General features: G+C 43.6%; 11 protein-coding genes. 4 read left to right on the forward strand and 7 right to left on the reverse strand.

Annotated features, from left to right (window positions below; translation table 11 throughout):
* From nuoF to ndhC, 5 genes are all read right to left on the reverse strand, one after another.
* Positions 1-1,326: an NADH-quinone oxidoreductase subunit NuoF gene (gene nuoF / locus NG55_RS13695; protein WP_016541637.1), complete on the reverse strand. Its 1,326-nt coding sequence runs from the start codon at positions 1,324-1,326 to the stop codon at positions 1-3.
* A complete protein-coding gene (gene nuoE / locus NG55_RS13700) occupies positions 1,323-1,832 on the reverse strand; it encodes an NADH-quinone oxidoreductase subunit NuoE (protein WP_016541636.1) in 510 nt (169 codons plus the stop codon). The genes nuoF and nuoE overlap by 4 nt, the downstream gene beginning before the upstream one ends.
* A 12-nt stretch (positions 1,833-1,844) precedes the next feature.
* Entirely contained in the window at positions 1,845-3,632 is a 1,788-nt protein-coding gene (nuoC, locus tag NG55_RS13705; protein ID WP_004655448.1) for an NADH-quinone oxidoreductase subunit C/D, read from the reverse strand.
* A gap of 88 nt (positions 3,633-3,720) precedes the next feature.
* Positions 3,721-4,398: a NuoB/complex I 20 kDa subunit family protein gene (locus NG55_RS13710; RefSeq protein ID WP_004638049.1), complete on the reverse strand. Its 678-nt coding sequence runs from the start codon at positions 4,396-4,398 to the stop codon at positions 3,721-3,723.
* A 6-nt stretch (positions 4,399-4,404) separates the two neighbouring features.
* A complete protein-coding gene (gene ndhC / locus NG55_RS13715; RefSeq protein ID WP_016541635.1) occupies positions 4,405-4,956 on the reverse strand; it encodes an NADH-quinone oxidoreductase subunit A in 552 nt (183 codons plus the stop codon).
* Positions 4,957-5,354: 398 nt separating this feature from the next.
* Between ndhC and NG55_RS13720 the strand changes: the two genes are divergently transcribed.
* Both NG55_RS13720 and NG55_RS13725 read left to right on the forward strand, forming a co-directional pair.
* Entirely contained in the window at positions 5,355-6,773 is a 1,419-nt protein-coding gene (locus NG55_RS13720) for a GGDEF domain-containing protein (protein ID WP_065343564.1), read from the forward strand.
* Positions 6,774-6,865: 92 nt separating this feature from the next.
* Entirely contained in the window at positions 6,866-7,222 is a 357-nt protein-coding gene (locus tag NG55_RS13725; protein WP_004655454.1) for a hypothetical protein, read from the forward strand.
* 116 nt (positions 7,223-7,338) lie between these two features.
* Here the strand turns inward: NG55_RS13725 and bfmS are convergent, their stop codons facing one another.
* Entirely contained in the window at positions 7,339-8,979 is a 1,641-nt protein-coding gene (gene bfmS, locus NG55_RS13730; RefSeq protein WP_065343565.1) for a sensor histidine kinase BfmS, read from the reverse strand.
* A 105-nt stretch (positions 8,980-9,084) separates the two neighbouring features.
* Positions 9,085-9,801 (reverse strand): response regulator transcription factor BfmR, encoded by a 717-nt coding sequence (bfmR, locus tag NG55_RS13735; RefSeq protein ID WP_004655457.1) that lies wholly within the window; start codon positions 9,799-9,801, stop codon positions 9,085-9,087.
* A gap of 544 nt (positions 9,802-10,345) precedes the next feature.
* Between bfmR and NG55_RS13740 the strand changes: the two genes are divergently transcribed.
* Together NG55_RS13740 and NG55_RS20685 are read left to right on the forward strand one after the other, a co-directional pair.
* Positions 10,346-13,189 (forward strand): ribonucleoside-diphosphate reductase subunit alpha, encoded by a 2,844-nt coding sequence (locus tag NG55_RS13740; protein WP_023270732.1) that lies wholly within the window; start codon positions 10,346-10,348, stop codon positions 13,187-13,189.
* Between the two features lie 93 nt (positions 13,190-13,282).
* Entirely contained in the window at positions 13,283-13,414 is a 132-nt protein-coding gene (locus NG55_RS20685; protein WP_004655460.1) for a hypothetical protein, read from the forward strand.
* Positions 13,415-13,479: the final 65 nt, after the last annotated feature.

A 13,479-nucleotide genomic window follows, 5' to 3' on the forward strand; every position in this document is an offset into this window, starting at 1 on the left:
TTAAGCTTGTTCTACGTCTAGAGCAGGAGCATGGGTTTTAACCTTAGCTTCAAACTCGTTACGGAAATATTTAAGTGCGCCCATAAGCGGCTCCATCGCACCTGGTGCGTGAGCACAGAAAGTTTTACCGATCCATAATTTACGCGTCAGTTCTTGTAAATGATCGATATCTTCTTTCTTACCTTCGCCTGTTTCCAGTGCTTTAAGCGCTTTCACTGCCCAAGGTAAACCGTCACGACATGGTGTACAGAAACCACATGATTCACGCGCAAAGAATTCTTCTAAATTACGTGTTGCAGAAACCATACATTGGCTTTCATCCACCACCATGAGTAGACAAGTTCCTAAACGAGAACCTGCTTTCATGATCGTCTCTGAATCCATTGGCAAATCAATGTGTTCAGCAGCCAAGAAATCCGTTGATGCACCACCCGGTAACCATGCTTTCAAGGTTAAACCGTCGCGCATACCACCCGCATGTTCTTCAATCACTTCACGCGCAGTTGTACCAAATGGTAGTTCCCAAAGACCTGGGAATTTAACTTTGCCTGATGCACCATAAATCTTGGTGCCTGGATCTTTCGACTTACCTGCTGAAAGGTTGATATACCACTCAGGACCACGCAACATGATTGCTGGCAAGTTATTGTAGGTCTCAACGTTGTTGACAATCGTTGGACGACCCCATGCCCCTGCAACTTGCGGGAATGGTGGTTTGGTACGCGGATTGGCACGGCGACCTTCAAGCGAGTTGATCAATGCAGTTTCTTCACCACAGATATAACGACCTGCGCCTGTGTGAACGTGCATATCAAAGTTCCAGCCTGTTCCAAGGATGTTGTCACCCAAGTAACCTTTGGCACGGATTTGCTCTAATGCTTCATTTAAGTATTGAGCTGCTTCAACATATTCACCACGAATGAAGATATAACCTTGAGTTGCTTCTAAGGTATAACCTGCAATCAGCATACCTTCGATCAATTGATGAGGAAGTTTTTCCATCAACAAACGGTCTTTAAAGGTACCTGGTTCCATTTCATCGGCATTACAGATCAAATAGCGTGGGCCACCATCATTTGGCGCCATCAATGACCATTTAATTCCCGCTGGGAAACCTGCACCACCACGACCTTTGACTGTCGCAGCTTTAATGACTTCAAGCACATCTTTTGGTGGCATGCTCAAGGCTTTTTTAAAGCCAGCATAACCTTCTAATGCTTCGTATTCATCGGCAGCACGAACAAACTCTTGTTTGCTCAAACGCCAAGTCAATGGATGCGTTTCTGGGTTACCGTCGCCATAAATTGGTTTTGGTTCAGTATTCATACATACTTCTCCAATAACTGTTTAACTGATGACACGTCCACGAGGCCGTGCGTATCTTCATCAATCATTAAAGTTGGACCTTTATCACAGTTGCCTAAACAGCAAATTGGGAGCAAGGTAAAACGACCATCTGCTGTGGTTTGTCCATACTGGATACCCAACTCGCGCTGGAACGCTTCTGCCAAAGTTTCTGCACCCATCAAGAAGCATGCAATTGAGTCACACAATAAAATCACATGGCGACCCACAGGTTGACGGTAGATACGGTTATAGAAAGTTGCAACACCTTCCAGATCCGCCACACTCATACTCAACAACTGTGCAATCGCATTCATTTGTGCATCATCAACCCAACCATTACGGCGCTGTACACACTTCAAGGCATCCAAAGAAGCCGCACGTGGGTATGGGTAATGATCAATGTGATGTTCAATGTCATGAATTTCGTCCGCAGTCAAAATTCCTTCAACATTCACACGTGGTTTTTTATCAGTCAAAATCATCATAATCGTTTACCCCTAGCGATCCACGTCAGCCATAACCACGTCAATGGTTGCCAAATAAATGATCAAGTCAGAAACCAAACTGCCGTTAATCACTGAAGGCATTTGCTGTAAATGCGTGAACGTTGGTGTACGAATACGGGTACGATAGCTCATGGTTGACTTATCAGAAGTGAGGTAATAGGTACTCGCACCCTTCACCACTTCAGTCATAAATGAAGACTCGCCCGCTGGCATTACAGGACCCCAAGAGACGCTTAAGAAGTGCGTAATCAAGGTTTCAATATCTTGTAATGTCTTATCTTTCGGTGGTGGAACTGCCAATGGATGATCCGCTTTATATGGACCAGACGGCATGTTGTCCAAGCACTGCTGAATGATTTTTAATGATTCAGTGATTTCACGGAAGTGAACCAAGACACGTGCGTATGCATCACCTTCATATTCCACTGGAATATCAAAGTCGAAGTTTTCATAACCACTGTATGGACGATATTTACGAACGTCAAAATCAATACCCGTTGCACGTAAACCTGTACCTGTCACACCCCAAGCCAACGCAGATTTCGCATCGTATTGCGCAACATTGCGAGTACGACCGATAAAGACTGAGTTTTTAAGTGCCGCAGTGTAGTACTCGTTCAAACGTTTCGGCATCCATTCCAACAACTCTTTCACTAGCTTTTGCCAGTTGTTTGGAAGGTCATGCGCGGTACCGCCGATACGGAACCATGCTGGGTGCATACGGTAACCAGTAATCGCTTCAACGATGTCATAGACTTTTTGACGGTCTGCGAACATATAGAAGACTGGGGTCATACCGCCCGCATCCTGAATCGCTGTACCACAGAATAATAAGTGGTTATTGATACGGAATAACTCGTTCAACATCACACGAATCACTTGTGCACGCTCTGGAACTTTAATACCAGCAAGCTGCTCAACAGCCATCACATATGGCATGTTTTGCGCACAACCACCGAGGTAGTCAACACGATCGGTATACGGAATGAATGAATGCCAAGTTTGACGTTCAGCCATCTTTTCCACACCGCGGTGGTGATAACCGATATCAGGCACACAATCTTTGACTTCTTCACCGTCCAACTGTAACACCACACGGAACGCACCGTGCGCAGATGGATGGTTAGGACCCAAGTTCAGGAACATGAAGTCTTCGTCATCATTACCGCGTTTTAGACCCCAGTCTTCTGGGACAAAGCGTAAGTGTTCTTGTTCGAAATCTTGCTTCGCTTGGTCTTGCATATACGGGGTATATTCTGTCGCACGGGCAGAATATTCTTTACGTAACGGATGACCTTCCCAATAGGTTGGCAACAAAATACGACGGAGCATTGGATGCCCAGCGAAATCGATACCAAACATATCGTAAGCTTCACGCTCGTACCAGTTGGCATTAGGCCAAATATTGGTTGCGGTTGGGATGCTTAAATCATTTTCATTCAATGCAACTTTAATACGAATATCACTATTACGCTCAAGCGATAACAAGTGATAGAACACAGTAAAGTCAGATGCTGGCAAACCGTCACGGTGAACACGTAAACGCTCATCGACCGCTGACAAGTCAAACAACATCACATAAGGACGTTCCACTTTACGGAGGAACATAAGGACTTCTTGCACGCGTGCGCGCTCAACCCAGACTGTTGGAAACTCTTCAAAAGTCGCCTGCACATAGAAGTTCTCACCAAACTTGGTTTTGAGCTCTTCTACGATTGCAAATGCTGGGCGTGAATCAACTGGAGTTGATTCTGGCATAGCAATGTCAGTTTCAGCCATTGGCTTGGCTTCCTATTTAATACAAATTTTGTCAATTTTCCCGACGACCATATTCATCATGAAATATGTCAAAAATTCATCGTTAAAATTATTTAATTTCATCCATAGAGCGTAGGTTTTTCACCGCAATACGTTCCGCATTTTTACGGTCACGTTCTGGCATCATCTTTGGCTTATACACAGGCTGAAGATCATCACCAATAACCGCTGAAAGTGGACGGCGCTCAAGTTGAATTTGGTCTTGCAATAACATCAATGCTTGGATTAATGCTTCTGGACGCGGCGGACAGCCTGGGATGTACACATCAACAGGAATAATTTTGTCTACACCTTGAACCACTGAATAGATGTCGTACATACCACCTGAGTTAGCACAAGCACCCATTGAAATGACCCATTTAGGCTCAAGCATTTGTTCATACAAACGTTGAATGACAGGCGCCATTTTGACAAAGCATGTGCCTGCAACAATCATCAAGTCTGCTTGACGTGGTGAAGCACGAATTACCTCGGCACCAAAACGTGACAAGTCATGCACACCTGTTAATGTGGTTGCATATTCGACATAGCAGCATGATGTACCAAAGTTAAATGGCCACAAAGAGTTTTTACGCCCCCAGTTCACTGCTGTATGCAACACATCTTCAAGACGTGTCATCATCACACTTTTATTCACTTCTTCCTCAAGTGGATCAGTGACGATTTGACGATCTTGTAATGGATATTGATCGGCATCCGGATTCGCACGGGTTAAAGTATATTTCATCCCGACTTACTCCTTTTCAAGTAATGATGTAGTCGGTGTTTTAGATTTAACACGACCAGAAGACTGTGCTGGAATATGACCAGTAGGATCGACAACTAACTCTTCAATGTTATTGAATCGCGTAATGTCTGCAATGTTCATATTTGGCGAACCGATTTTGGTCTTCACGCCAGCTGCTTTACGACGATCTGAAGGTGCCCAGTTAAGTGCGCCCGTAGAAAGCTCATAAATCAAACCAATCAATAAAACCAAAATAAAGACGGCAGCCGTTGCAAAACCCACCCAACCAACTTCACGAACTGAAGTTGCCCAAGCGTAGAGATAGAGGGCTTCTAGATCGAAAACCACAAAGAAAATTGCAACTAAATAGAACTTGGCTGACAAGCGGATACGAGCACCGCCCGCACCAACTACACCTGATTCAAACTGCTCTTGCTTTGCACGTCCCCATGCTTTACCCCCGAGGAGTAAGGGAACTGTCAGCATAAAAACGCAAAGAAATGTAACGCCGATCACGAAGGCAATTATTGCCCATTCGTATGGAGTAATGGCACTCATGCGGGGATAACTCCTGGCAGGCCTATTTTTAACAAAGAATGTATGTATTGGCCTTCAAATACACCAAACACAAAATTAATCCCGCCAATTGTACCTGATTTCTAATTTCTCATGCTAGTTGAAGCGCTTTAGTCTTTCGGATGATTTTGTCCTTAAATTTACAGATATATCCAAGATCATGGTTAATTCACCCCTAAAAATCGAATTATCTAATCAAGAACAGCATGTTGATCATTTTTTTCTTTATTTAGGCCTTAAAAAACATTCGTGTTTTGAGCCACTGCCCCAATTTATTGCAGCACGAACTAAATCATTGCATTGATACAAATTTATGATGAAAATTTAAGCAGAATTTATATAATAGCGCGACCTTCTCTCCCCTACAGAACCATGTCCGAATGCCCCAAGCTCATGCAGCATTAAAACCACGCTCGCTTTTACAACTATTTCTACTCTTTGCGGGGGTGATTCTGCTGTGCTGCCTACTTGGCATCGCTACCAGACACCTGACTTTTCTGGCCTCTTTTTGGCCTGCAAACTCGGTGTTACTGGGTTTACTGATTCGCTTTCCACAAACTCGGCACCCGATCAGCTTTATCGGGGCAATTGTCGGCTATCTACTTGCTGATGCCTTGCAAGGCACTCCTCTCTTGCTCAATATCTGCTTGAACTCTGCCAATTTGCTCTATGTCATCACCACACTGACCCTGTATATCAAATTTAATGCCTTTATTCGCTCACTGCATCACGGTTATTTTTATCTCTTTCTCTTCAGTTTCTGCTGTATCGGCGCTTTGGCCAGCTCGTCATTTGCAGCGCTGACCCTACCTTTACTCAACACCAAATTCGCGCTCGGCTCATTCTGGACCGATTTTGGTTATTGGTTTACTGCTGAAATCCAAAATGCCTTGTTACTGCTCCCTGCGATGATCAGTGCACCGCATTTCGCCGAGTTTAAACAACAACTGAAAGAATTTAAAACCCAGACCGTGCAAGAAAGTTTGCCCTTATTTGCGGTCATTTTTTCGATTGCGATTGGCTACTACGATGCAGGCCCCGGTTCACTGCTGTATCCGATTGCCGCCCTAATTTGGTGTGCTTTGAGCTATCGTCATTTTTCAGTGGCAGTAATTACCTCAATCAGCTGTGCCTTTGTGATTTATCATGTCTCACAAAACTATCTGCTGCTTTACCCCGAACAGTTTTTAAGCAATGCTATCTCAATCCGCCTTGGGCTGATTATGATGACCATTGCCCCGCTCACGGTTTCCAGTATCAATATGGTGCGATCCAAGCTAATTCAAGAGCTGCAGCACACCATCGCCCATGATGAACTGACTTCCAGCCTGACCCGACGCCAATTTTTGCAATCGGTGCAACTGTTTCAGCAACAAGCAACCCACACCGGTCAAACCACTGCTTTTCTGATGCTCGACATTGACCATTTTAAACAGGTGAATGACAGCTATGGACACCAGATGGGGGATCGTGCCTTACAAAGCTGTGTACACACCATTCAAAGCCTGCTTAGACCACAAGATCTGCTGGGCCGCTTAGGCGGCGAAGAGTTCGCCATCTTTATGACCGATACCGATGCCGACACGGCTTATCTGTGTGCGGAAAAAATTCGCCTGCAAATCAGTCAAACCCCGATTGAATATGCAGCGCAACAGACCTTTTCGATTCAAATCAGTATCGGTGTTTGCATTTGTGAACCTGAAAATCAGCATTCAATTGAGCAACTATTTAAACAGGCCGATGATGCGCTGTATCAAGCCAAGCGACTGGGTCGCAACCAAGTTGTCATTTCGACATAATATGTTGCAATTCAGCTAAATACTTTAATTATCTTTATACACAGCAGCGCGAATAGATGAGTATTCTAGAATGAGCACAAAAGGAGAAAAACATGCATCTAGAATACACACACGACTCGGATTATTTCTTTTTTTCACAACTGCTGATGCGTCATATAGAAAGTTATGTTCGAAAACATCCAGATGCTGATAATGCGATTTTTGATTTAAGAGACATCTACGAAGTATTTAGAGAGGATTTTGCGGCAACCACAACCAACCTAGAAAGTATTTTGAATATTGCAGACAGCTATAAAGTCGAAACCTTAAATGGAGATCAAGCACTCATCAAAGGCTATAAAATTGATATTAAAAATAATGCCCTACTGATTGATTTTAATGCGGATGCATTGCAAGGTCTGCGCTCAGGCAAACCCCTGATTGAACCTGACCCCTCTGTTCATGAGTAAGCAGCGATAAAACAAGGTCATTTAAAAACCTGATTTAGCCAAAGCATTGCGCTTTGGCTTTTTTATTGCTGCATATAAAAAAGGAATGATCTGCACCATTCCTTTTTACTCGGTTGTTATTTCTTAATCACTTGCTTATAACGCTTGGCAGGCCAAGTCATGATAAAGCGCGCGCCACCCAAGTTTGGACTTTGATCGACTTGAATGGTACCACCGAACCAGTAAGCAATTCGGCTGACAATCGACAAGCCTAGACCATAACCACCCGAAGCACGGGTCCGACTATCATCCAAGCGAGCAAAAGCTTCAAAAATACGACTGCGCTCTTGCTCTGGAATTCCCGGCCCGTCATCTTCAACGCAGACATAGGCATTACCATCGGCACGAATCCCACCACTGATACGCACCTTATGATCACAATAACGGACCGCATTACCGACCAGATTCTGCACCACTCGGTGTAGATAACGGCGCTCTGCATCCACCTTCAAGGCCAATGGTGGCGCAATCAATTCAATTTCTTTTTGCGTCTTCAGGGCTTCGGTTTCCATTGCGACTTGGTCAAGCACCTCGACCAAGACAATGTCTTCAAAATCTAAAGATGGCGTACCCTGCTCCAACTTGGCATAGGTCATGATCTCATCAATCAAGGTATTGAGCGCTTCAATATCCTTATCGATCATGTCGACCTGCTGAATACGATAATTATAGTCGTCTTCTTCCGCCAGCATTTCCATACCAAAGCGAATCCGCGCCACAGGCGTTCTAAGCTCATGCGATACCGCACGCATCAACTCGCGCTGTGCTTCAATCAGACGCTGAATATGGTCGGACATGTTGTTATAACTGGAGGCCAAGTTTGCCATTTCATCGCTGCCCTCAATCGGAACACGCAAAGACAAATCACCAGACTTCATCTTATTCAAAGCATAACGAACCTGACGAATTTTACGTTCTAATGGCAAGATCAGACCGTAAACCCCTAAGCTCAACAAGAACAAGCTAAATAAGGTAATGCCTGCAGAAAGCTGGAATGGCATCCAATTGAACATCGGCACAGGGCCTAAAATCAGTACTTGTGCAGAATGATTCGGCATTGGCGAAACAATGGAAATGGTGGTGCCGCGTACTGTGGCACTGTCTTTATACAGCAACACACTTTGATCTTGACGCAAACGACCAATCTGCTCTGAATCCAGATTGATATCTTTAATATCGGCAATTTCAATTGGGTAATAGAAATGTTTTTTGATTTTGTCTAAATATTCCCGTTCCTGCCCTGGATAAAAAATTAAATAATCCAGTACAAAAATCGGCAGCGCCTTCATTTGGCGTTCGCCAATTTTGTCGACTTTGATATAGAGGAAATGTTTAGGATCGTCTTTTAGACCGATAATAATATAGCCGATGCCATTATTGGCATCATACCGAACCACTGACTTTTGTTCAGCAATACGCTTTTTCTCAGTACGAGACAGTTCTACCCGTTCCGCATCCACATAGTAGATCGGCAATTCCAGCAAATCAGAAGCATCGGAAATCCAATCTAACTTTTGTTGCTTTTCTGGCTGACGAGACACCCCTTCACTAATGACATAGGAAATACCATCAGTAAGAGATTCACGATATTCTTGCGCACGTTGATAGTTAATGATCTGCACCAGCAAATAACAAAATGCGGCAACCACAACAACCAAAACCACCAAACCAGCATAAATACGCAAGAATATGCTGTTTTTTAGTACTCGACTTACCATTGGGTAAATAATTCCAAGCTAGTGAACACCTCTCCCTAAACAACTACGCTGCACAGAGCTTGCTATCAAGGGAAAAACCCCCTGAGATCAGGAGGCTTAGCGTGTTTAGATTCCGTTGGTTTCTTTAACGAATAAATAACCCTTACTACGTACAGTTTTAATACGTTTTGGATTTTCTGGGTCATCACCGATTTTTGGACGGATACGTGAAATACGCACATCAATCGAACGGTCTTGGCCATCGTACTCGATACCGCGTAAACGCTCGAAAATATCTTCACGAGACAGGATACGACCTGCATTCGACGCCAATAACCATAACAAGTCATATTCAGCGCTAGTGAAGTCAACCAACTCACCATTTAAAGTCACTGAACGACCACCGTTATCAATCACCAGATCATCAAATTCGATACGTTGTGCCACTTCGTCTTCTACTGTTTTGTCAGTGCGACGTAATAAAGCACGAATACGCGCTAATAACACACGTGGTTGAACTGGTTTTGCAACGTAATCGTCTGCACCCATTTCCAAACCAAGTACCTGATCCATATCTTCTGTACGTGCAGTCAACATTAGAATCGGTTGATGATAATGTGGACGCACTTCACGACAAACGGTCAGACCATCTGCACCCGGTAACATCACATCAAGAACCACTAAATCTGGTTGTTCGCTGATAATACGACGGATTGCACGATTACCATCAGTTTCGACTCCAACTTCTAAACCGTTACGAATCAAATACTCTTGTGTTAAACGTGCTAAGCGCTCATCATCTTCTACGATTAAAATCTTCGGTAACTTTTCTTCTTGGCTCATTTGTTGCCCCTAAAATCTGAGTGAATCCATCTATAAAAATCTGATAGATACATTGGTTTATGTTTTGCAATATACACACGTTTACATTGTAAACAAGTAGCCGTTCACCAAACTGATACACGCTTACCCTGTTTTGTTATCTTTTTATTAAAATTATGAATTTTAATATATTTTTCAGAAATATATGCATTTTCCGACAGGATGAATATTTAGTATAGATTTTGTGCCAATGTTAAACAATTTGTTTCTTTATTCGCCCAAAACAATTTAAGTGTCTGTTTTTTGAGTTATCCACAGAGTTATCTATAAGCCTTTTTTAACGGCTTTGATATGCTATGTGACTGTGATTTCAGCAGTTAAGACATGAAAAAAAAATTACTAAAATGTCAAGGATTGATCTACTCCAAAAAATCCCGTATCTTGTGTTGAAAATAAACTTTAACCACTAAGTATTGTGTTTATCCCTCAAACATCGTGGCATACTTTTTGCTCGATTCAAACGGTCAATGAACATAAAAATAGATGATAATGGAGCTATGCTGACATGAGCATCATCACTTCTACTCCTGGCCAACTTCAGGTCATTAAGCGCACCGGTGAGATTGCGACATTTAATGCCGAGAAAATTTCTGTTGCGATTGGGAAAGCATTTTTAGCTGTTGAAGGTCAACAAGGTACGGATTCAAGTCGTATCCATGACCGTATCACGCAACTGACAGAAATGGTTATGAACACCTTCAATCGTCGCCTACCGTCTGGTGGCACGATTCATATCGAAGAGATTCAAGACCAAGTTGAATTGGCATTGATGCGCACAGGCGAGCAAAAAGTTGCCCGCGCCTATGTGATTTATCGTGACCAACGCGCAAGTGCTCGTCAGCAAACTGGTGCGAACCATCACCCTACCCTACAAATTACAGATGCCAATGGTCAGCTCCAACCGTTGGATTTGGATGCGCTTACCGCAACCATCCAAACTGCAAGTGAAGGTCTAGAAGGGATTGATGTTCAAGCCATCCTTGATGAAACCGTAAAGAACTTATACAACGGCGTAAAAGAAAGCGATATCGCGACCACTATGATGATGGCAACGCGTACCCGTATCGAACAAGAGCCAAACTATACTTATGTGACTGCACGTTTACTCAGTAGCGAATTGGTCAGCACAGGTTTAGAGTTCTTGGGTCTACCTGCAGAAACCTTGGAAGGCGACGCTTTAGAAACTTTCTTGAAGAAAGGTATCGAGCTTGACCTGCTTTCTGAAGACTTGTTGAACTTTGACCTTGCGAAATTGGCTGCTGCGATCAAACCAGAACGCTCAAACCAATTTACTTACTTAGGTCTACAAACTTTATTTGACCGTTACTTCATCCATTCAAATGGCGTGCGTTTTGAATTACCACAATTATTCTTTATGCGTGTGTCGATGGGTCTTGCACTTAACGAAGAAAATAAAGAAGACCGTGCAATCGAATTCTATGACTTATTGTCTAGCTTCGACTACATGGCATCTACACCGACCCTATTTAACTCAGGTACTTTGCGTCCGCAATTATCAAGCTGTTACTTGACCACCATCGGTGATGACCTGTACGACATTTATGGCGCAATGCGTGATAACGCAATGTTGTCTAAATGGGCTGGCGGTTTAGGTAATGACTGGACACCAGTTCGTGCCTTGAACTCATATATCAAAGGCACCAACGGTAAATCACAAGGTGTGGTTCCTTTCCTTAAAGTTGCCAACGATACAGCTGTTGCGGTCAACCAAGGTGGTAAGCGTAAAGGTGCAGTCTGTGCATACCTTGAAACTTGGCACTTGGATGTTGAAGAATTCCTAGAGCTACGTAAGAACACGGGTGATGACCGTCGTCGTACTCACGACATGAACACAGCGAACTGGGTGCCTGACTTGTTCATGCAACGTGTATTTGAAGATGCTGAATGGACACTGTTCACACCGTCTGAAACACCAGACTTGCATGATTTAACGGGCGCTGAATTTGCTGAGCGTTATGCGCACTACGAAGCAGTCGCAAAACAAGAAAACATGCTGCATAAGAAAGTCCGTGCCAAAGACTTATGGCGCAAAATGCTTTCGATGTTGTTCGAAACGGGTCACCCGTGGATCACATTCAAAGACGTATGTAACTTACGTTCTCCACAACAACATGTGGGCGTGGTTCACTCATCGAACTTGTGTACAGAAATCACTTTAAACACCAACCAAGATGAAATCGCGGTATGTAACTTAGGTTCGATCAACCTTGTACAACACGTTCAAGGTGGTGTATTAGATCGTGAGAAACTTGCTCGTACAGTGAAAACTGCGGTGCGTATGCTCGATAACGTGATCGACATTAACTACTATGCAGTGCCACAAGCGAAGAATTCAAACTTGAAGCACCGCCCTGTGGGTATGGGGATCATGGGCTTCCAAGATGCATTGTATGAAATGAATCTTGCTTATGGTTCAGATGCAGCGGTTGATTTCGCTGATGAATCAATGGAAGTGATCAGCTACTACGCCATCGAAACCTCAAGCAACCTTGCGCTTGAACGTGGTGCTTACTCAACATTCAAAGGTTCATTGTGGGATCAAGGGATCTTGCCAATCGACTCTTTAGAAATCGTTGCGAAATCACGTCCAGAGCGTATGTTCGAAGTTGATCGTACACAACGTTTAGACTGGGATTCATTACGTACTAAAGTTCAAAAAGACGGTATGCGTAACTCAAATGTGATGGCGATTGCACCGACTGCAACCATCTCTAACATTTGTGGCGTATCTCAATCGATTGAGCCGACGTTCCAGAACTTGTATGTGAAATCGAACCTTTCTGGTGAGTTCACCGTGATCAACCCTTACCTTGTTCGTGCATTAAAAGAACGTGGCCTTTGGGATACCGTCATGGTAAACGACCTGAAACACTTTGAAGGTTCAGTACAAAAGATTGCGCGTATTCCTGAAGAATTAAAAGCAATCTTCGCGACTGCATTTGAAGTGGATACTCGCTGGATCGTAGATGCTGCGTCACGTCGTCAAAAATGGATCGACCAAGCACAGTCATTGAACCTTTACATCGCTGGCGCGAATGGTAAGAAACTTGACATCACCTATAAGATGGCATGGTTACGTGGTCTTAAAACCACCTATTACCTCCGAGCTTTAGGTGCAACATCGGCTGAGAAATCAACCATCAATACTGGCGCACTCAATGCAGTTAAACCAGCATCGGTTGAAGCGCCTGTGGTTGCGGCAGCACCAGCGGCAGTTGTGGCTGAGAAGAAACCTGAAACTGCGGTTGAAGAAGATGGTTTCACGACAGCAGCACCAGTGCCATTGGCGTGTTCAATCGACAACCCAGACTGCGAAGCTTGTCAGTAATTTTATTCCTCTCTGCATAAACTCCCTCTCCGTTTAGGAGAGGTGAAGAGCGACTAAAGCACCGCGAGAGAGGTTCCTATAGAGGCATCGATCATGTTCCATCTCAGTCATAATTATCAATTTGGTGTGATTGTTCTGATTTGTGCCTTTCTAGTGTTTTATATCCCCCTCGTTTACGCGTTTTTTAAAATACGTAGACAACAGCGTAATCAAAATAAGTCTTAGGGATTGTCAGTGTCCATTGGTCACTTTTAAAAACTCAATCAATAAAACTTAATTTTGCTTACACA

Origin of the sequence: Acinetobacter gyllenbergii, assembly GCF_001682515.1 — a bacterium.
In the GTDB taxonomy this organism is placed as follows: domain Bacteria; phylum Pseudomonadota; class Gammaproteobacteria; order Pseudomonadales; family Moraxellaceae; genus Acinetobacter; species Acinetobacter gyllenbergii.

Excerpts from the sequence above, each read along its gene's own strand:
- nuoF (WP_016541637.1), bottom strand. The coding sequence starts at position 1,326 with ATGAATACTGAACCAAAACCAATTTATGGCGACGGTAACCCAGAAACG.
- nuoE (WP_016541636.1), bottom strand. The coding sequence starts at position 1,832 with ATGATGATTTTGACTGATAAAAAACCACGTGTGAATGTTGAAGGAATT.
- nuoC (WP_004655448.1), bottom strand. The coding sequence starts at position 3,632 with ATGGCTGAAACTGACATTGCTATGCCAGAATCAACTCCAGTTGATTCA.
- NG55_RS13710 (WP_004638049.1), bottom strand. The coding sequence starts at position 4,398 with ATGAAATATACTTTAACCCGTGCGAATCCGGATGCCGATCAATATCCA.
- ndhC (WP_016541635.1), bottom strand. The coding sequence starts at position 4,956 with ATGAGTGCCATTACTCCATACGAATGGGCAATAATTGCCTTCGTGATC.
- NG55_RS13720 (WP_065343564.1), top strand. The coding sequence starts at position 5,355 with ATGCCCCAAGCTCATGCAGCATTAAAACCACGCTCGCTTTTACAACTA.
- NG55_RS13725 (WP_004655454.1), top strand. The coding sequence starts at position 6,866 with ATGCATCTAGAATACACACACGACTCGGATTATTTCTTTTTTTCACAA.
- bfmS (WP_065343565.1), bottom strand. The coding sequence starts at position 8,979 with ATGGTAAGTCGAGTACTAAAAAACAGCATATTCTTGCGTATTTATGCT.
- bfmR (WP_004655457.1), bottom strand. The coding sequence starts at position 9,801 with ATGAGCCAAGAAGAAAAGTTACCGAAGATTTTAATCGTAGAAGATGAT.
- NG55_RS13740 (WP_023270732.1), top strand. The coding sequence starts at position 10,346 with ATGAGCATCATCACTTCTACTCCTGGCCAACTTCAGGTCATTAAGCGC.
- NG55_RS20685 (WP_004655460.1), top strand. The coding sequence starts at position 13,283 with ATGTTCCATCTCAGTCATAATTATCAATTTGGTGTGATTGTTCTGATT.